This is a genomic window from Thiomicrorhabdus sp. ZW0627 (assembly GCF_029767005.1).
Lineage (GTDB): Bacteria > Pseudomonadota > Gammaproteobacteria > Thiomicrospirales > Thiomicrospiraceae > Thiomicrorhabdus.
In genome coordinates this window covers 906,022-924,747 of the sequence record NZ_JARUQR010000001.1, presented here as the reverse complement: position 1 = coordinate 924,747, position 18,726 = coordinate 906,022, and the positions used below count along the sequence as shown (strand labels likewise).

Below are 18,726 nucleotides of genomic sequence, written 5' to 3'. Positions count from 1 at the left end.
ATGTGCCGTTCCGGAATTTTAAGATTTAGAGAGTTGTTGATTCAGTCGATTGTTGGATTGACTTTGATGTTTGGTTTGACGGCATATTCTCAGGCGGAGGGGGCGATTCCACAAGATGATCCAGAGATTATGATCTCAGAACTTTCAAAGACTGTTGTCGCAGCATTGAATGAACAACGGAGTCAGCTTGAGGGCCATCCGGCAAAAATCAAGGAATTCGCGAACCACTATGTATTACCGTATGTGGATACCGAGAAAATGGCGCGTTATGTTATGGGGCGCTATTGGCGCACCACTTCCGACGAACAAAAAAACGCGTTTGTTAATGAGTTTACAACGACGTTGATGCGCTCTTATTCACAAAGTTTGTTGAAGTTGAAGATCAATTCGGTGACGGTCAAACCTAAGGTTGAGGAAAAGCCAGGAAGGGTGACGGTCTCATCTGAGGTGGAGCAGGCTGATGGTAACAAAACGGATGTCATCTACCGTGCCTATTTGGATAAGCACACACAAAAGTGGTTGATTTACGATGTGACCGTTGAAGGCGTCAGTATGCTGTTGAACTACCGTAAAACGTACGATTCCGAATTTGGAAAAAATGGTGTGGATGCCGTGATTGCTGCAATGAAAGAGAAAAATAAAGAATTCAATGGAGCGCTCGATGGCTGACACACCGCTAAGCCAGAATATCACATGGCTAGATTCTGAGACCTTATCGCTTCCTGCTGTGGTGACAGTTGAGACGGCTCCCGCTATCTTACGTCAGGTAGAGCGTGAAAAAAAGAATGTGATGGGTGTGGATTTCAGTAGTGTTACTCAAGCGGACAGCGTTGCATTGGCAATGTTGTTGGCTTGGCAGTCGAAGATTGAATCCGCTTTGAATATTACCGCTCTTCCTGATGAACTTAAAACCTTGGTCCATCTCTACGATCTAGAAGGCGTGTTGCACGTTTAACTGATTTTCCGCAGCAATATTTGACTATTGACGCCGGCTTCTGTGTAATGCGTTCGTTTTTATATTTATGTCACTCATAATTTCATCGATTAATAAGGTATTGAAAAGACAATGTCATCTGCAGTGCAGTTTCAACAGGTAGCTAAACAATATGGCGACTTTGAGGCCCTTAAGGGAATTTCTTTCGAGGTTGAAGAAGGGTCGTTCTTTGGTCTTTTGGGTCCGAACGGTGCGGGAAAATCCACTCTGATTAATGCCATGTCGGGGTTGTTGGTTCCATCTTCCGGTTCGATCAAGGTTCACGGGCATGATGTGGTGCAGGATTATCGAAAAACCCGTCGTTTATTAGGGCTGGTGCCTCAAGAGTTGATTTCAGACCCGTTTTTTAATATCCGTCAGTTGTTAGAGTTGCAGTCCGGTTATTTTGGGATAAAAGGTAAGTCACAAAAGTTGTGGATTGATGAGTTGCTGGAACGTTTGGCATTGGCGGATAAAGCCGAATCGATTACCAATGAGCTTTCAGGTGGCATGAAAAGACGCGTATTGATTGCGATGGCTTTAGTGCATAAGCCTCAGGTGTTGGTGCTCGACGAACCAACGGCAGGGGTGGATGTCGATTTGCGACATACCCTTTGGGAGTTTGCAAAGGAGTTGCATCAGAAAGGACACACGATCATTCTGACGACGCATTATTTAGACGAGGCGGAAGCTCTGTGTGAGAAAGTAGCGATCATGCAAAGGGGTGAAGTCAAAGCACTGGATACGACGGATGAGTTGTTGTCCAGTCATCCGTTCCGTTATGTTCGTGTGTCGGTGGATGAAGAGTCTGCGCCGCTGAACGACCAGTTGCAGTCACGTTTGGTTGAGTCCGATGCGTCGGGCTATCTATTTAAATTGGAAAAAGACATGGGAATGTCGGATATGTTAGGCATGATCCACCAAAGTGGTATTTCAGTAAAAGATATTCGTAGTCGTGATGCATCCTTGGAAGAAGTCTTTATGGAATTAACAGGAGCGGCTCAAGGATGATGGAGTTTAATTTTGCCGGTTGTTGGGCGCTGTTCGTTAAAGAAGTAAAGCGTTTTTATTCCGTTGCGGTGCAAACCATCTTCGCGCCGGTGGTTTCAACGTTATTGTATTTGTTGGTGTTCGGTCAAGTGATCGATACTCAGATTGAAGTGTTCAGCGGCTTGAGTTATAGCCAGTTTCTGATTCCCGGTCTGGTGATGATGGCGATATTGCAGAACGCGTTCTCCAATACCTCTTCAAGCTTAATTCAGTCGAAAATGCATGGAAATCTGACGTTTGCTCTGTTGAGTCCAATTTCACCTTTGGAGTTTTATTTGGCGTTCATTGGCGCTTCGGTAATTCGTGGTCTTGCGGTAGGAGCGGGTATTTTAATTGTGGGTATGTATGGGTTCGGTATTACGATTGATTCCCCAGCCTGGGTATTGCTGTTCGCGGTTTTAAGTGCGGCGATGATGGGCGGGCTAGGCATGTTGGCTGGGATTCTGTCGGATAAGTATGATCATTTGGCGGCGTTTCAAAACTTTATCATCATGCCGTTGACGTTCCTGAGTGGTGTGTTTTATTCAATTCATGCGCTGCCGGGTATCTGGCAGACAGTTTCACACTTTAATCCGTTCTTTTATATGGTGGATGGATTCCGTTACGGCTTTTTTGCCCAGTCCGATGTGACAGCATTGATGAGTTTGTGGGTTACGTCCGGGTTCCTGATCCTAATATCCTCGATAAATCTGATTTTATTGAATAAAGGCGTTAAAATACGCAAATAATTTTTTTGGAAGAGTGAAATGTCACCAGATAAGATCAAAGAACTGATTCAGGCAACCATTCCGGATAGTCAGGTTGAGACGTCCGGAGCGGATTGCAATTTTTCGATTGTCGTTACAAGCTCTGAATTCGAAGGGAAATCTCCGATTCAGAGGCATCGAATGGTAAATGATATTTTTAAGACTCAGTTTGAAACAGGCGAGCTGCACGCTTTGTCGATCAAAACCGAAGTGAAGTGATTCTGTTTAAGTTAATTGAGTTTTGTTGAATAAAGTATGGATAAATTAGTTATCAACGGTGGCGGACACCTGGAAGGGAAAGTCGAAATTTCAGGTTCCAAGAATGCGGCGTTGCCGATTCTGATGGGGTGTCTGTTGGCTGAAACGCCGGTTTCATTGTCGAATGTTCCTCATTTGAAGGATGTGACCACAACGATTCAACTGCTTGCATCGATGGGTGTGCAGGTGATGTTCGACGAGCGTTTGAATATTGAAATCGATGCTTCTGAAGTGACCGTTAAAGAAGCCGAATACGAGTTGGTAAAAACCATGCGTGCGTCAATCCTTGTTCTGGGACCTTTGTTGGCGCGTTTTGGTGAGGCGAGAGTTTCTTTGCCGGGAGGGTGTGCAATCGGTTCCCGTCCAGTCAATATCCATATTGAGGGGATGCAGAAGATGGGAGCGGACATTACTGTTGAGCAAGGGTATATTGTTGCGAAGTCCGGCCGCTTGAAAGGCGCAGACATTACCATGCATCCTGTTACTGTGACAGGGACAGAGAATCTGTTGATGGCTGCCGTTTTGGCTGAGGGTACCACCTATTTACGTAATGCGGCTCGCGAACCAGAAGTCGTTGATCTGGCCGAATTTTTGAATGCTATGGGCGCCAAAATTTCGGGTATCGGAACCGATGTGTTGGTGATCGAAGGTGTGGATCGTCTTACGGGTGTTGAATATGAAGTAATTCCGGACCGTATCGAAGCCGGAACGTATTTGGCGGCAGCGGCGGTAACCCAGAGCCGGGTTACCGTGACCAAGGCGAATCCAGATCATTTAACGGCTGTTTTGGATAAGTTCCGCGAAGCGGGTGCATTGATTGAAACCGATGGCGATAACATCACTTTGGATATGCGTGGCAAAAAGTTGAAACCGGTCAATATTGTTACCGATCCGTATCCAAAGTTTCCTACGGATATGCAGGCGCAGTTTTTGTTGATGAATGCCCTGGCCGAAGGTGAGTCGAGTATTAAGGAAACGATCTTTGAGAATCGTTTTATGCACGTATCGGAATTGATTCGTATGGGTGCCGATATCCGTGTTGAGGGTAATACCGCTCACATCAAAGGGGTTGAGAAGCTGAAAGGTGCGCCGGTTATGGCGACCGATTTGCGTGCTTCGGCCAGTTTGATTCTGGCAGGCCTGGTAGCGGAAGGCGAAACGGTTGTGAACCGTGTATACCATATCGATCGTGGTTACGAACTGATCGAAGAGAAGTTCCATAAGCTAGGTGCCCATATCTACCGCCTGACAAGTTGAGTTGGCGGTAACCGATAGAGAACAGAATTTTAATTTTAAGTTGTTGATGTCATTATGAAACAAACTTTGACCATAGCCCTTTCCAAGGGGCGTATCTACCAGGATACGGTTCCGTTATTGGAAGCGGCCGGAATCGAGCCGCTCGAGGATCCAAGCAAGAGCCGAAAATTGATCATTCCAACGAACCATGACAATGTTCGTTTGTTGATTGTACGAGCAACTGATGCACCGACCTATGTTGCGCATGGCGCTGCGGATATCGGAGTGGCCGGTAAGGACGTGCTGATGGAAGCGCCGGCAGACAATCTTTATGAATTGTTGGATCTGCAGATTGCAAAATGTAAGTTGATGGTTGCTGGTCCGGAAGTAGAAAAACCGCACGGTCATCGTTTGAAAATCGCAACCAAATATTTGAAATCCGCCCAGGCATACTATGCCGAGAAGGGTGAACAGGTCGATCTGATCAAGTTGTATGGTTCAATGGAAATCGCACCTTTGATTGACTTGGCCGACCGAATTGTAGATCTGGTGGATACCGGGAATACGCTTCGTGCCAACGGATTGGTGCCAATGGAGCACATTGCGGACATCAGTTCGCGTTTGATTGTTAACCAACACGCATATAAAACCAAATTTAAACAGATTAATGAAATTGTTAAACAATTCCAAACAGTGATAGAGAGTCAAAATGCTTAATATTCGTCGTTTATCTGCTAACGCAGCAGGCTTTAGAGAAGAATTGGATACTCTTTTGGCATGGGAAACCGTTTCGAATGATTCGGTGAACGATATTGTTAAAGAGGTTGTTAATAATGTTCGTACGCAGGGCGATGCGGCACTTTTGGAGTACACCGAGCGTTTTGATCGTTTGGCACTGAAGAGTGGTGCCGAGCTGGAAATTCCAATGGAGCGAATCAAGAAAGCGTTGGAAACTATACCGGCTGATCAGCGAGCAGCATTGGAGCTGTCTGCCGAGCGCGTCAAGGCGTACCATGAAAAACAAATTACGGAATCATGGAGTTATAGAGAAGCGGACGGAACCATGTTGGGTCAGCAGGTCACGCCTTTAGACAGCGTAGGGCTGTATGTTCCTGGCGGTAAGGCGGCTTATCCATCATCCGTTATCATGAATGCGATTCCGGCTAAGGTGGCGGGTGTTGAAACTTTGATCATGGTTGTTCCGACGCCGGACGGTGAAGTGAATGATATGGTCTTGGCGGCTGCAGCGATTTGTGGTGTTGATCGTGTGTTCACACTTGGTGGAGCTCAAGCGGTTGCCGCATTGGCATATGGAACGGAAACCGTTCCAGCCGTGGATAAGATTGTTGGTCCGGGGAATATCTTCGTCGCAACAGCCAAGCGTATGGTGTTCGGTACGGTTGGTATCGACATGATTGCCGGACCTTCTGAAATTCTGGTTTATTGTGACGGTAAAACCGATCCTGACTGGATTGCGGTTGATCTATTCTCACAGGCCGAGCACGATGAAGATGCCCAGTCGATCCTGGTTACTCAGGATGCCGAGTTTGCCGAGAAGGTCTATGAGAGTATGAACCGTCTGTTGCCAACTATGCCGCGTCAAGAAATCATCCGCAAGGCTTTGGATGATCGTGGTGCGATCATCGTAGTAGACGATGAATCTCAGGCTTTGGAGATGATCAATATCATCGCTCCAGAGCACTTGGAGTTATCGATTGAAGATCCTGAAGCTTTGTTGCCTAAGATTCGTCACGCCGGTGCGATCTTTATGGGTCGTTACACGGCCGAAGCTCTTGGTGACTACTGTGCTGGACCAAACCACGTTCTACCTACTTCACGTACAGCACGTTTCTCTTCACCATTGGGCGTCTATGACTTCCAGAAGCGTTCCAGCTTGATCATGTGCTCTGAAGAAGGTGCAAATGTTCTAGGACAGGTTGCCGGTGTACTTGCCGACGGTGAAGGTCTTCAGGCTCACGCAGCTTCAGCACGTTACCGTGTGAAAAGTTAATTTTCGACCCTTTGGTCAGATTGAAAAAAACCACCAGGCCTGGTGGTTTTTTTTGGGTAAAAGAAAGTGCCTGGGGAAATATTCTATTAAAACAGGGGAATCAAAGATGTTACGTGAAGAGTTAACGAGTTATCTGAACGATTATTTGAAGGTTTCGGAGTTTAAGGATTACGCACCAAACGGCTTGCAGGTCGAAGGTAAGTCTGAAATTCGGACGATTGTAACCGGAGTAACTGCTTGTCAGGCACTGATTGATGAAGCGGTACGTCTGAAGGCGGATGCGATTCTGGTTCATCATGGATATTTCTGGAAAAGCGAACCGGTTGAAATCGTCGGTTTCAAACAAAAGAGAATCAAGTCATTACTGGTCAATGATGTCAATTTGTTTGGTTATCACTTGCCGTTAGACGCCCACCCTGAACTGGGCAACAATGCCATGCTAGGTAAACTTTGGCGGTTACAGGATATCACACCTGTGCCGGGCCTGGTTCGCTTGGGGCGTCTGGATGCTCCCCTGTCCATAGATGACTTCAAGCAGCGGATTTCCGAATCATTGAACCGGGATGTCTTGCACTTGTCCGGCGGACCACAAGAAATCAATACGGTTGCTTGGTGCAGTGGTGGTGCGCAAAATTATATTGACCAGGCGCTGGCCTGGGAAGCAGACGTTTATATTAGTGGCGAAGTTTCGGAACAAACCACGCATTTAGCAAGGGAAGGTGGCATCCATTATTTTTCTGCTGGACACCATGCTACAGAGCGTTTGGGTGTTGAGGCTTTAGGGAAACATTTGGCTGAAAAATTCGATTTGGAGTGTCATTTTGTGGATATTGCCAACCCTGTGTAAAAGTTCTTATAAGATTATGAATTCCCTCATAGATAAAATTTATTTGGTGTCATATAAATAGATAATGATTCAAGTTTTGCTCTTATTTGGGTAAAATAAGCGGCATTTGCTTGTGAATAATAGGAAGACAAATATGTCGACGAAAGTACATAAGAGTAAAGGTGTTGATATTCAACGCCGGAAAATCCTAACGGGTGCGACAGGCGTTGTAGGCGCAGCGGGAGCTACCTTCTTGGCGGTTCCATTTGTCAGTTCTTGGCAGCCAAGTGAAAAAGCAAAAGCGGCCGGAGCGCCGGTTGATGTTGATATCAGCCAGCTTCAGCCGGGTCAGATGTTGACCGTGTCTTGGCGCGGTAAGCCGGTTTGGGTTGTCAGACGTACGCCAGAAATGCTGGAGAAACTTCCTATTTTGGATGCGCAGTTACGTGATCCTGCTTCTCAGCAGTCGGAACAGCCGGTTTATTGCCAGAACGAGACTCGTGCAATTAATCCGGAGTATCTTGTTGTTGTCGGAATCTGTACGCATTTAGGTTGTGCGCCTTTATATCGTCCTGCGATTGGTTCTCCGGATGTCGGAGCGGACTGGCAAGGTGGATTCTTCTGTCCATGTCACGGTTCGCGTTTTGATTTGGCCGGCCGTGTTTTCCAGTCGGTACCCGCTCCGACTAACCTTGAAATTCCTCCACACCATTTCATGACAGAACATTTGATTCGAATTGGTGAAGATCCACAGAAAGAAGGAGTTGCCTAATGTCTATTAAACATTCCGCAGATCAGGCTCCAGAACAAAAGAAAGGTTCCTTGTTAGGGTGGTTGGACCGTCGTTATCCGATCGTCAGTACATGGAACGAACACGTTGGCGAATATTACGCGCCTAAGAACTTTAACTTTTGGTACTTTTTCGGTTCCCTAGCATTATTGGTGCTGGTTAACCAGTTTATTACTGGTATCTGGCTAACCATGAGTTATAAGCCAAGTGCCGCCGAAGCATTCAATTCCATCGAGTACATCATGCGTGATGTCGAGTGGGGTTGGTTAATCCGTTATATGCACTCCACCGGAGCCTCTGCATTCTTCATTGTCATCTACCTGCATATGTTACGCGGGCTGCTGTACGGCTCCTATAAAGAGCCACGCGAGCTGGTGTGGCTGCTGGGTATGTTCCTGTTCCTGGTATTGATGGCTGAAGCTTTCATGGGTTACCTATTGCCTTGGGGGCAGATGTCTTACTGGGGTGCCCAGGTTATCATCTCCCTGTTCGGGGCTATTCCAGTGGTTGGACCGGATCTGGCTCTTTGGGTGCGTGGTGACTTCGTTATTTCGGACGCAACCTTGAACCGCTTCTTTGCACTGCATGTTATTGCTTTGCCATTGGTCTTGTTGATTTTGGTCTTTATGCACATCGTCGCATTGCATAAGGTTGGATCGAACAACCCTGACGGTATCGAAATCAAGAAATATAAAAATGAAGCCGGCCTGCCGATTGACGGGATTCCGTTCCATCCTTACTACTCGGTGAAAGACTCTATGGGCGCGGTATTCTTCATGGTGTTGTTTGCCTTTGTGGTGTTCTATTGGCCTGAAGGTGGCGGATACTTCCTGGAACCGCCTAACTTCGAACCGGCAGATCCGCTGAAGACACCGGCTCATATCGCACCGGTTTGGTATTTCACTCCGTTCTATGCGATTCTTCGTGCCGTACCGGATAAGTTCCTGGGGGTTGTCGCAATGGGTGGTGCAATCGCTGTATTGTTTGCGATGCCTTGGCTGGACCGTTGTAAGGTCAAGTCAATCCGTTACCGTGGCGCTTCGTACAAAATACTGTTGACCATGTTCGTAGTGAGTTTTGTTGTGTTGGGTTATCTAGGTACCCAGCCTGCGACACCTGAATTGACGAAGTTGGCTCAGTTGTTTACAGCGTTGTATTTTGGTTTCTTCTTCTTGTTGCCGTTCACTTCGGTTCTTGAAAAAACCAAGCCAGTACCGGAGAGGGTTAAGTAATGAAAAAACTTGTATGGATATTCAGTTTCTTTTTAGCACTACCGATTGCCGCACAGGCTGCCGGTGGTCCCTCTATTGAATTGGAACCGGCTCAGAACAATCTACGTGACCAGGATTCCCTGAAGCGTGGAGCGATTTTGTTCTCGAACTACTGTATGGCTTGCCACTCTATGAAGTATATGCGTTATAACCGTATCGCAAGGGATATCGGGTGGAGCAATGAAGAGATCGTCGAGAAAATGGCCTACAACATGAATAAGGTTGTCGACGATGTTAAAACTCGAATGTTGCCTGGTGTGGCCATGGAAGTATTGGGTGTGGAGCCACCGGATTTGTCTTTGATGGCGCGTTTGAGAGGTACTGATTATATCTATACCTTCCTACGCGGTTACTATCAGGATGAAAATGGTAAATGGGATAACCATGCTCTGGCAGGTACTTCTATGCCGAACGTCCTTGAAGGCATTCAGCGTCATGCTTCGGCGGAAGATTACGCTCAAGCGGCCCGTGATATTGCCAACTTCATGGAATACGCCGGTGAGCCCGCCAAGCTACAGCGTACCGAGCTAGGTTGGAAAGTAATCGCTTTCTTGCTAGTGCTGTTGGTGCTGACTTACTTCTTGAAGAAAGAGTATTGGAGAGACATCAAGCATTAAGCTTTGTTATTCCGAAAACGAGCCCGCATTACGCGGGCTTTTTTGTTTCTAGGGAAGTAAAATGGGGTGGTTAAAAATGAATGAATCGTTCGATAGGTGGTTAGATGGCGAAAGTTAAGAATGCTTATGTTTGTACCGACTGTGGTGCGGAACACAGTCAGTGGCAGGGGCAGTGCATGGCGTGTAAAGCGTGGAATACGCTGAAAGAGATCAAATTAAGTGCCGCCAAGAGTAAAGTCGCCAAAGCCGCTTCGGGTTATTCCGGGGCGACAGAAAACCAGGTCAAAGCCATTCATGAAGTCAATCTCGAAGAAGTACCTAGGATCACGTCCGGCATGTCTGAATTGGATCGGGTGCTGGGCGGCGGGATCGTGCCGGGATCGGTTGTATTGATTGGTGGGGATCCAGGGGTCGGTAAATCATCGATACTGCTACAGGTTATGTGTGAATTGAGTACACAGCAAAAAGTCCTCTATGTAACGGGTGAAGAGTCGCTTCAACAGGTAGCTATGCGTGCTAAGCGGATGCAGTTGCCGGACGAACAATTACGCCTGTTGACTGAGACGGATGTCGAGGCGATTGCGCAATCCGCACAGGACGAGCAACCTAAAGTGATGGTTGTCGATTCGATCCAAACCATGCAGTTGGCTGAAATCGCCAGCGCTGCCGGCGGGGTTTCGCAGGTACGTGAGACGGCGGCTTTTTTGACCCGTTATGCCAAACAGAACAATGTGGCGATCTTTCTGGTCGGCCACGTGACCAAGTCCGGTGAGGTTGCCGGTCCGCGAGTGTTGGAGCATATCGTGGATACGGTGGTGTTTCTTGAGGGTCAGTCAGACAGTCGTTTTAGGACCTTACGAGCAATTAAAAACCGTTTTGGTGCCGTTAATGAACTCGGTGTTTTCGCGATGACCGATAAAGGTATGAAGCAGGTCAAGAATCCTTCGGCTATTTTTCTTTCTCGCGGGGAAGAACCCGCTCCGGGTTCGGTTGTGATGGTGGTGTGGGAAGGTTCTCGACCTTTGCTGGTTGAGATTCAAGCGTTGGTCGATGAGTCCCCTTACGGTTCGCCAAGACGAGTGACGGTCGGTTTGGATCAGAATCGTATCGCTATGCTACTGGCGGTGATGCATCGTCATGGTGGGATTCAGGCTGGCGATCAGGATGTTTATGTCAATGTTGTGGGTGGCGTGAAGGTAAATGAAACCAGTGCCGATTTGGCGCTATTGTGCGCGATTCTTTCCAGTATGCAGAACCGAGCCCTGCCTCAGGATCTGATTGTGTTCGGAGAGGTCGGATTGGCGGGAGAAATCCGTCCTGTTCCTAGCGGGCAGGAGCGTATTTTTGAAGCGGCCAAGCATGGTTTTAAACGGGCGATCGTGCCGATCGGAAATGTCCCTAAAAACGGCGTTCCGGGAATGGAGATCACAGGGGTGAAAAGCTTGCAGCATGCGTTGGATGTTTTGTAAGTCCGGAATTTTATTGTGAATTGTAGGGTTGTTTGAAAGTGAGCAGGCCTGTTGGAAATGTAAAGTAGGCAAAAGCGCTATTTATTCCCTTTATCGGCCTTTCGGAATATTCAATCGACTTGGGCTTTTAGGGTGTTAAAATTTCGTAGTTTTAATTTTTTTACCCGTTGGAGTTTATATGATGTCTCTTCGATTTCCGTCAGCGATGACTGCCGTAGCCACTTTATTAACCCCTGTTGTTGCAGGAGCCTCAGGCTTTGCATTGATTGAGCAAAGCGCAAGTGGTCAGGGGATGTCTTATGCCGGTGCGGCAGCCAATTCGGAAGACGCCAGTGTCATGTGGTTCAATCCTGCCGCTCTGACAGATATCAAGGGGCGCCAACTGATTGCCGGTGGCCACGTCATTATGCCCAAGACTGAATTCACGAATAACGGGTCTTATGCCTTTTCATCGGGAAACTTGATTTCAGGAGACGGTGATAACGGCGCGACTGTGGGGTTTGTTCCCAATCTGTATTGGACGGACTCAATTGGTGATTATCAGGTTGGTCTGGGAATCAACGTGCCTTTTGGACAGCATGTTTCTTATGATTCGGATTGGGTTGGCCGTTACCATGCGACTGAAACCGATTTGAAGACCCTTAATATCAATCCGAGTGTCGCAAGAAAGGTAAATGAGAAGCTATCACTTGGCTTTGGATTGAACGCCCAGTATCTGGAAGTGGTGTTGGAGCAGAAGTTAAACCAATCCGCTTTGGGTGATGCGGATGCCAACGCCAAGGTGACCGGTTCTAATTGGGCGTATGGATATAACCTGGGCCTGATGTATAAGCCGACTGATAGAATCAACCTGGGATTGGCCTATCGTTCCGCGATGAAGCATGATGTGAATGGGCGTGTAGACTATACTGGGGTCAACAGTACCACGCCTTTGCCTTTGACCGGTTCTCCGACTCTGGCCGATATTTTCTATGATGCCGGCGTTTCGGCGAAGGTGAGTCTCCCGGCGACGGCCAGTCTGGCAGTCGATTATGAAGCGAGCTCCCAACTTCATCTGTTAGCCAGTTCCACTTGGACGGGATGGGGCGAGTACGATGAGTTGGTATTGTCATTCGACAATGGAGCACCCGATTCCGAAACCAATCAGAATTTCAAAGACAGTTGGCGTTTTGCATTGGGTGGTTATTATCAGCTAAATGACCGTTGGAAAATCAGAACGGGGGCGGCGCTCGATAAAACCCCTGTTCCCGACAAGTACAGCCGCTCCCCTAGAACGCCAGACAGCGATCGTACATGGATTTCTCTGGGTACAAACTACCGATACAGTGACAAGTTGTCGGTGGACGTCGGATACAGTCACCTCTTTGGTAAGAAAGGGGATGTTGAATACTCAACCGGTTCCAGCCCTCTTGGACCGAACGTACTCATAGGTTCTTATGATACGACTGTTGATATCGTCAGTGCCCAACTGGTTTGGAAGTACTGAGTTGATCGAATCCGGTCATACGGTTTTGAACAGGCCTGTTGAGTTTTATGGGCCTGTTCTGAACGTTTTATCTGGGTAAACTATTCGGCATATATTTTCGCCGAATCCAATAGTCCACACTGACGTATCTCCCACCGCCCAAAAAGAATAAGGCCAGTAACATGATGAAATAGGTGGCCGCCCATTCGATCCCGTTATTACTAACCACAAAATTGCCGTACTCGGTCAGCCAGTCATAGTGACCGTGAGTTTGAAGAATTTCCTTCGCTTTTTCAAGTCGTTCCATTGCGCCGGTTGCATGCTCGTTTGCCCAGGGTGAGTGCAGGTCGTGTATCGCCTGCCAGCCATGTTGCCAATGAACTGTTGTTGCGGCAACGATCATGGTAATCATAAGTGGGATGGTGGCCCAGCGCACGGCAAAGCCTAGAATGAGTGCGCAAGCTCCGAACAGTTCCGCGCCGGTCGCAAGAAATGCCATGACTGTGGGAAAAGGCAGTCCCAACCCCCATTCCTGATTGCCGAACCATTGTACGACATTGGAAAAACCGTTGGCCTTATGCATGCCCGCCATCAGGTAGATTGGGGCGAGGTAGAGCCGCAAGCTTAGCGATACGATGCTTTGAAGTGTCAGTGATGTGTGCAGTTTGTCCATCAGGGATTGTGCAAAAACGAATGGATTGATCATGTTTCTTCTCCCTAAGAGTCAGGTTTAGAAAGATCGATGTTGATCGTCTTGTTTTATGTTGACTTAAAATGGAGAGGAAAGCGAATTGAATGTATTAAGCGGGTGTATGAAAAATTCAATGAAATAAAACGGTTAGGTGTTCGGTCTGTTTCATTTCAGGGGGGATGGGGGAGGGAGTGTTGGGCTCCCTTTAAAAGTTAATTTGAAGCGTTTTGCAGGTGATTCTGCCACTCTGCAAACAGTTCCGGTGTGGTGGCCGCAAGTGCCGAACGTTTGACGACTTGCGGCACGACGACGACTTCATTCTCCAAAGTGCTGCTTTTTCCACCGGCTTCTTCAAGAATTAGCCAGCCTGCCGCGTAGTCCCAAATGTTTTGGGCGCCATGCAAATACACTTGACCGCGACCTGCTGCAATCCAGCACCAGTCGAGCGCCACCGACCCAAAGCTTCGCTGCGAAGCATAAGGGGGGAATTGTGCAAGGTTAGTTGATAACGGAGCTTTCAAGCGTTTGAAGTCGACGATGCTGCTGCATTGTTTCAAGCTGGTTTTAGCTGTGGTAGCTTTTAGTGTTTCGGTGTTAAGTTCCGCGCCCATTCCTTTGCGGGCCGAGAACATTTCATCCCGGCTTGGATCGTAAACCAGTCCGGCGACAAGTTCGCCTTGAATGATTAATGCCAGTGAAACAGAGAAGAAGGGGATTCCGCAGGCGAAGTTGCTGGTACCGTCAACTGGATCTAGAATCCAGCATCCTTGTTCGCTTTCCATGGCCGCCTGTTGTTCTTCAAGGGAAGATTCCTCCCCCAGAAATGCGAACTGAGGCCAATTTTGCATAAGGAATTCGGCCGTTTTGAGCTGCATCTGGGTGTCGGCTTCGGTGAGTAATGAGCCATCGTCCTTGGTTTCGGCGGAAACTTTTTCGAAACGTGATAGAACTTCCTGTTTGGCAAGTTCAATGATGCCTTGTTTTAGTTGGTTCCAAGTTTCATTCTGTTCAAAAGGATGGGACATGATTACACTCTTTTAATTTCTGGATACGTCGATCAATCTGATTTTCTCGATGGCGTTGGAAGACGTTTCAAGTACTTCCAAGACGTAATCGTCGATTCGGATACAGGTTCCGATATTCGGTAGGGACTCTAACTCTTCCTGAATCAGGCCGTTCAATGTTTTGGGGCCGTCGGTAGGTAGATCGAAGTCGTATTCCTTGTTTAGATCGCGGATGAATTCGCTGGCGTCGAATGTCCAAGAACCGTCTTCGTTGACGGCAATCATTTCAGGCTGTTTCGATTTTGCATCGGTTGACAGTTTCCCGACGATCTCTTCCAGCAGGTCTTCCATGGTCAAGAGTCCCTGGATGTCACCGTATTCGTCAACGATCAGTGCCATTCGACGTTTGTTCAGGTTGAATTTACCTAACTGTATATTGAGCGATGTCGTTTCCGGAACATAGTAAGCAGGCCTGGTCAGTTTCACCAAGTCTTTCAGGGTGACATCGTTGCGCATAAGGGTTGGCAAAGCTCTTCGAAGGTTCAATATCCCGATCAAGTCGTCATCGATCGTACCTCGGTAAATAGGGATACGAGTATAAGGGGATTTTTGAATCGCTTTTAAAATGCCATCGATCGGCTGGTCGATGTTGACGCCGTAAACTTCCTGTTTAGGGATCATGACATCTTCAACCGTTACGCTTTCCAGTTGCAGGATGCTGGTCAGCATTGAGCGATATTCGCCGGGTAACTGTCCGGTTGCCTCATCGATTAGAGTTTGCAACTCCTCTTGGCTGAGCTCGTGATGGTCGCTTTCCTTCAATTTGATACGGAACATTTTCAAGAATCCATTGGCGAAGAAATTAACGAACCAGACGATCGGTGACAATAGCTTTAGTAACGGTTCGAGGAAATAGGCGGCCGGGTAGGCGATCTTTTCCGGGTAGATGGCAGCGAGCGTTTTCGGCGCGACTTCTGCAAAAATCAGGATGACCAGAGTCAGTAAGCCGGCGGCAAGGGCGATTCCGGCTTCTCCTAGTAGGCGCATGGCGATGATCGTCGCAATCGAAGAAGCGAAGATGTTGACGAAGTTGTTACCCAGCAAAATCACGCCTAAAAGACGGTCTGGAGATTTAAGCAGTTTTTGGGCTTTTAAGGCCGCTTTGTTTCCGGATTTTGCTTGGTGTTTCAGTCGGTACTTGTTAAGTGCCATCATGCCCGTTTCAGAGCTTGAAAATAGAGCAGACAAGATAATGAGTAGCAATAATATGCCAAACAGTATGGGGAGTTCTAGGGAGTTCAATTGGGTTCAATTAGTTATGGATCGGATGAGAATTATAACTATTTATGAATATATAAAAAAGAGTTTATCGAAATTTTGTAGGGGGTCGGAATTAAAAAAAACGATTCTAACTCCCTATTTTTAAATGGATTCTTTATTTTACTGAGTCAGTCTGTAGAGGATGAGTTCCGTGCCGATGTAGCTGAGGATCAGAAAGATATAAGCCCAGATGGCGTATTTGGCAGCTTTTTGTCCGCGCCAGCCGCGTTGAAAGTGACCGATTAGAAAGGTCGCGTAAACTAGCCATGCGACGATGGCGAAAAAGGTTTTGTGGATCAGGTGTTGCGCGAACATGTCTTCGATGAAGAAAACACCACTCAAAAGTGCGAAACTGAGGAAGACAAAACCGATGATGATTAACTGGACCAGTGTTTTTTCCATGGTTTGCAATGGTGGCAGCGCATTCAATAGGGTGGACAGCTGCTTTTTGCGGAAACGTCTTTCCTGAATGCTGTATAGGATGGCTTGCGCGGTTGCCAGTCCCATGATGCTGTATGCAGAAACTGAGATCAGAACATGGCTTCCCAGCTGGTATGGCAGAGGGTGCATTTCATGCAGGCCGAAGGGCAGTAAAGTGGTCAGGGCGGCAAGTGGAAAAATGAAGATGCCAAGCGTTTCGGTCTGTTTGTTGATGTTGGTAATCAGTAGTATTGAACTGCCCAGCCAAGCGATCAGTGATAGACCGTTGCCGAACCCGAATTGGATCTGGGCACCGTGAAGTAACGTCGCGCTTAATGCCACGGCGTGGAAAATCACGGCCAAGGTTGCCAAGCTGAGAATTTTTTTACGTAACGGTTGAAGGGTCTGAGGTTGTATTTTCTGCCAAAGCAAGAAGCTGACGTAGAGGTAAAGTAGACTCGCTAACAGTGCGCTGAAGCCGCTTAGGATCATGAAGTTGCAACCTTAAAAATGAGTTGATCTGGTTTGGGCCGATTTCGAAACCGCAAAACAATACGGAGTCGAAATATTGTATGCCCCACTTTTGAGCATAATATTCGTTATAATAGCGGAATTAAAGTTTGAATAGAAGACTGCGCCGGTTTTACTGTTTTGGATTCGATTAGAATCCGTTGTGAACTTATCCGGCTGTCTGTGTTAGGAGTTGTTACGTCATGTTTGACAATCTATCGGATCGTTTGACGAAAACCTTTAAGGCCATAAAGGGCCAAGGTCGTTTAACAGAGAATAACATTAAAGATGCGTTGCGTGATGTGCGTCGCGCATTATTGGAGGCGGATGTTGCCTTGCCTGTGGTGAAGAGCTTCACCACGAAAGTGCAGGAACGTGCCGTTGGTCAGGAAGTCTCCACCAGCCTGAATCCAGGGCAGGCGTTCATTAAGATCGTTCGCGAGCAATTGACTGAAATCATGGGGAGCGAAGCGGAACCCCTGAATTTTAATGTCGAACCGCCAGCAGTCATTATGGTGGCAGGTCTACAGGGTGCGGGTAAGACGACTTCCGTAGCCAAGCTTGCTAAATGGCTAAAAGAGCGTGAAAAGAAAAAAGTGATGGTTGTGTCTGCCGACGTCTATCGTCCTGCGGCAATCAAGCAGTTGGAGACACTGGCTGAACAGGTGGATGTAATTTTCTATCCGTCTAGCGCCGAACAGGATCCGGTTGATATCGCCCGCAACGCACATCAGGAAGCGCGTAAGCAGTTTGTTGATGTATTGCTTGTGGATACAGCCGGTCGTTTGCATATCGACGACGAGATGATGCAGGAGATCAAGCATCTTCATAGCAACATCAATCCATGCGAAACCCTGTTTGTTGTCGATTCCATGACCGGTCAGGATGCTGCCAACACGGCTAAGGCATTTAACGATGCATTGCCTTTGACTGGTGTGATTCTGACCAAGACCGACGGTGACGCCCGTGGTGGTGCGGCGCTTTCTATCCGTGAAATTACAGGTAAGCCGATCAAATTCATCGGTGCCGGTGAAAAGACTGATGCACTGGAGACGTTCCATCCGGATCGTATGGCTGGCCGTATTCTGGGCATGGGGGATGTACTGAGCTTGATCGACGAGGCTGAAGCCAAAATTGACAAGAAGAAAGCTGAGAAGTTCGCCAAAAAGATTCAGAAGTCGGGTCAATTCGATCTGGAGGACTTTTTGGAGCAGTTGCAGCAGATACAGCGTATGGGTGGTGTCGGAGGCCTGATGGGCAAACTTCCTGGAATGGGACAGTTGAAAGGGCAGCTGGACAGCGAAAAAGCCGAGGGGGAGTTCCGTCGCCTTGAAGCCATTATCAATTCGATGACTCGTCATGAAAGAACTTTTCCGGCTGTCATCAAAGGATCGAGAAAACGTCGTATCGCCATGGGGTCTGGAACATCGGTACAGGATGTGAATAAGCTTTTAAAGCAATTTACCCAGATGCAGAAGATGATGAAGAAGGTTTCCAAGGGCGGTATGAAGAATATGATGCGTGGTATGGCCGGAAAATTGCCGCCGGGAATGGGCGGTATGGGCGGTTTACCGCCGGGAATGCGTTAATTCGGGCCTGCTGTTCGGACAATTTGACAGAATTTGGCCCTTTGCGAAATCTTTCAAGATTCGTAAAGGGCAAAAAAGCGGTTTAATTTTATGGATAACTGTTTGAAAAAGCAGTTTTTTGTCTGTATAATTCCGCTTTTCGCTCGTTTGTGGGTGAAATTTTAACTAGAAGAAATTGTTGGAGAGACTCCTCTTCATCGCCTGATTTAAATATTGGAGAATAAAATGGTTGTTATCCGTTTGGCCCGTGGTGGTTCTAAAAAGCGTCCTTTTTACAAAGTAGTAGTAGCTGATCAGCGTAATTCACCGACTGGTCGTTTCATCGAGCAGGTTGGTTTCTATAACCCAATCGCACGCGGCAATGAAGAAAAAATCCGTTTGGATCAGGCGCGTATCGATTTCTGGGTTGCTCAAGGTGCTCAGGTTAGCCCACGTGTAAAAAGTGTTATTAAAAGCGCTTAATTGCCACTAAAAAGAGCC

General features: G+C 47.4%; 20 protein-coding genes. 16 read left to right on the top strand and 4 right to left on the bottom strand.

Annotation, left to right across the window (positions count from 1 at the left end; translation table 11 throughout):
• The 14 genes from QCB45_RS04450 (at window position 1) to QCB45_RS04385 (ending at window position 12,733) form a co-directional block, all read left to right on the top strand.
• A complete protein-coding gene (locus QCB45_RS04450; protein ID WP_279419643.1) occupies window positions 1–669 on the top strand; it encodes an ABC transporter substrate-binding protein in 669 nt (222 codons plus the stop codon).
• Window positions 662–955 carry an STAS domain-containing protein gene (locus QCB45_RS04445; RefSeq protein ID WP_279419642.1) on the top strand — a complete coding sequence of 98 codons (294 nt, stop codon included), beginning with the start codon at window positions 662–664 and terminating at the stop codon, window positions 953–955. The genes QCB45_RS04450 and QCB45_RS04445 overlap by 8 nt, the downstream gene beginning before the upstream one ends.
• Window positions 956–1,066: 111 nt before the next feature.
• Window positions 1,067–1,984, top strand: a complete 918-nt coding sequence (locus QCB45_RS04440; RefSeq protein ID WP_279419641.1) for an ABC transporter ATP-binding protein — start codon at window positions 1,067–1,069, stop codon at window positions 1,982–1,984.
• On the top strand, window positions 1,981–2,751 hold the full coding sequence (locus QCB45_RS04435; RefSeq protein WP_279419640.1) for an ABC transporter permease: 771 nt from the start codon (window positions 1,981–1,983) through the stop codon (window positions 2,749–2,751). The genes QCB45_RS04440 and QCB45_RS04435 overlap by 4 nt, the downstream gene beginning before the upstream one ends.
• An 18-nt stretch (window positions 2,752–2,769) precedes the next feature.
• Window positions 2,770–2,988 (top strand): BolA/IbaG family iron-sulfur metabolism protein, encoded by a 219-nt coding sequence (locus tag QCB45_RS04430; protein ID WP_279419639.1) that lies wholly within the window; start codon window positions 2,770–2,772, stop codon window positions 2,986–2,988.
• A 36-nt stretch (window positions 2,989–3,024) separates the two neighbouring features.
• A complete protein-coding gene (gene murA / locus QCB45_RS04425) occupies window positions 3,025–4,284 on the top strand; it encodes a UDP-N-acetylglucosamine 1-carboxyvinyltransferase (RefSeq protein ID WP_279419638.1) in 1,260 nt (419 codons plus the stop codon).
• A gap of 54 nt (window positions 4,285–4,338) precedes the next feature.
• Window positions 4,339–4,980: an ATP phosphoribosyltransferase gene (gene hisG, locus QCB45_RS04420; protein ID WP_279419637.1), complete on the top strand. Its 642-nt coding sequence runs from the start codon at window positions 4,339–4,341 to the stop codon at window positions 4,978–4,980.
• The gene (hisD, locus tag QCB45_RS04415) at window positions 4,973–6,274 is read left to right on the top strand and encodes a histidinol dehydrogenase (RefSeq protein WP_279419636.1); all 1,302 of its coding nucleotides are present in this window, start codon (window positions 4,973–4,975) and stop codon (window positions 6,272–6,274) included. The genes hisG and hisD overlap by 8 nt, the downstream gene beginning before the upstream one ends.
• A gap of 106 nt (window positions 6,275–6,380) precedes the next feature.
• Complete coding sequence (locus QCB45_RS04410) at window positions 6,381–7,121, top strand: Nif3-like dinuclear metal center hexameric protein (protein ID WP_279419635.1); 741 nt, start codon at window positions 6,381–6,383, stop codon at window positions 7,119–7,121.
• A gap of 133 nt (window positions 7,122–7,254) precedes the next feature.
• Window positions 7,255–7,872 carry a ubiquinol-cytochrome c reductase iron-sulfur subunit gene (gene petA, locus QCB45_RS04405; RefSeq protein ID WP_279419634.1) on the top strand — a complete coding sequence of 206 codons (618 nt, stop codon included), beginning with the start codon at window positions 7,255–7,257 and terminating at the stop codon, window positions 7,870–7,872.
• Complete coding sequence (locus QCB45_RS04400) at window positions 7,872–9,122, top strand: cytochrome bc complex cytochrome b subunit (protein ID WP_279419633.1); 1,251 nt, start codon at window positions 7,872–7,874, stop codon at window positions 9,120–9,122. Before petA ends, QCB45_RS04400 begins: the two co-directional genes overlap by 1 nt.
• Window positions 9,122–9,778 (top strand): cytochrome c1, encoded by a 657-nt coding sequence (locus QCB45_RS04395; protein WP_279419632.1) that lies wholly within the window; start codon window positions 9,122–9,124, stop codon window positions 9,776–9,778. The genes QCB45_RS04400 and QCB45_RS04395 overlap by 1 nt, the downstream gene beginning before the upstream one ends.
• A 104-nt stretch (window positions 9,779–9,882) precedes the next feature.
• Window positions 9,883–11,247, top strand: a complete 1,365-nt coding sequence (gene radA, locus QCB45_RS04390) for a DNA repair protein RadA (protein WP_279419631.1) — start codon at window positions 9,883–9,885, stop codon at window positions 11,245–11,247.
• Window positions 11,248–11,425: 178 nt separating this feature from the next.
• The gene (locus QCB45_RS04385; protein WP_279419630.1) at window positions 11,426–12,733 is read left to right on the top strand and encodes an outer membrane protein transport protein; all 1,308 of its coding nucleotides are present in this window, start codon (window positions 11,426–11,428) and stop codon (window positions 12,731–12,733) included.
• Window positions 12,734–12,800: 67 nt separating this feature from the next.
• On the opposite strand, the gene QCB45_RS04380 is transcribed toward QCB45_RS04385, so the two are convergent.
• The 4 genes from QCB45_RS04380 to ccsA all read right to left on the bottom strand — a co-directional run bounded on the left by QCB45_RS04380 (window position 12,801) and on the right by ccsA (window position 16,639).
• Complete coding sequence (locus tag QCB45_RS04380) at window positions 12,801–13,418, bottom strand: DoxX family protein (RefSeq protein WP_279419629.1); 618 nt, start codon at window positions 13,416–13,418, stop codon at window positions 12,801–12,803.
• A gap of 197 nt (window positions 13,419–13,615) precedes the next feature.
• Window positions 13,616–14,428, bottom strand: coding sequence for an inositol monophosphatase (locus QCB45_RS04375; protein ID WP_279419628.1), 813 nt, complete (start codon window positions 14,426–14,428; stop codon window positions 13,616–13,618).
• 12 nt (window positions 14,429–14,440) lie between these two features.
• The gene (locus QCB45_RS04370; RefSeq protein ID WP_279419627.1) at window positions 14,441–15,670 is read right to left on the bottom strand and encodes an HlyC/CorC family transporter; all 1,230 of its coding nucleotides are present in this window, start codon (window positions 15,668–15,670) and stop codon (window positions 14,441–14,443) included.
• A 177-nt stretch (window positions 15,671–15,847) separates the two neighbouring features.
• Window positions 15,848–16,639 carry a cytochrome c biogenesis protein CcsA gene (ccsA, locus tag QCB45_RS04365; protein ID WP_279419626.1) on the bottom strand — a complete coding sequence of 264 codons (792 nt, stop codon included), beginning with the start codon at window positions 16,637–16,639 and terminating at the stop codon, window positions 15,848–15,850.
• A 221-nt stretch (window positions 16,640–16,860) separates the two neighbouring features.
• On the opposite strand from ccsA, the gene ffh reads away from it, so the two are divergent.
• Together ffh and rpsP are read left to right on the top strand one after the other, a co-directional pair.
• Complete coding sequence (gene ffh / locus QCB45_RS04360) at window positions 16,861–18,246, top strand: signal recognition particle protein (RefSeq protein ID WP_279419625.1); 1,386 nt, start codon at window positions 16,861–16,863, stop codon at window positions 18,244–18,246.
• A 225-nt stretch (window positions 18,247–18,471) separates the two neighbouring features.
• Entirely contained in the window at window positions 18,472–18,708 is a 237-nt protein-coding gene (rpsP, locus tag QCB45_RS04355; protein ID WP_279419624.1) for a 30S ribosomal protein S16, read from the top strand.
• Window positions 18,709–18,726: the final 18 nt, after the last annotated feature.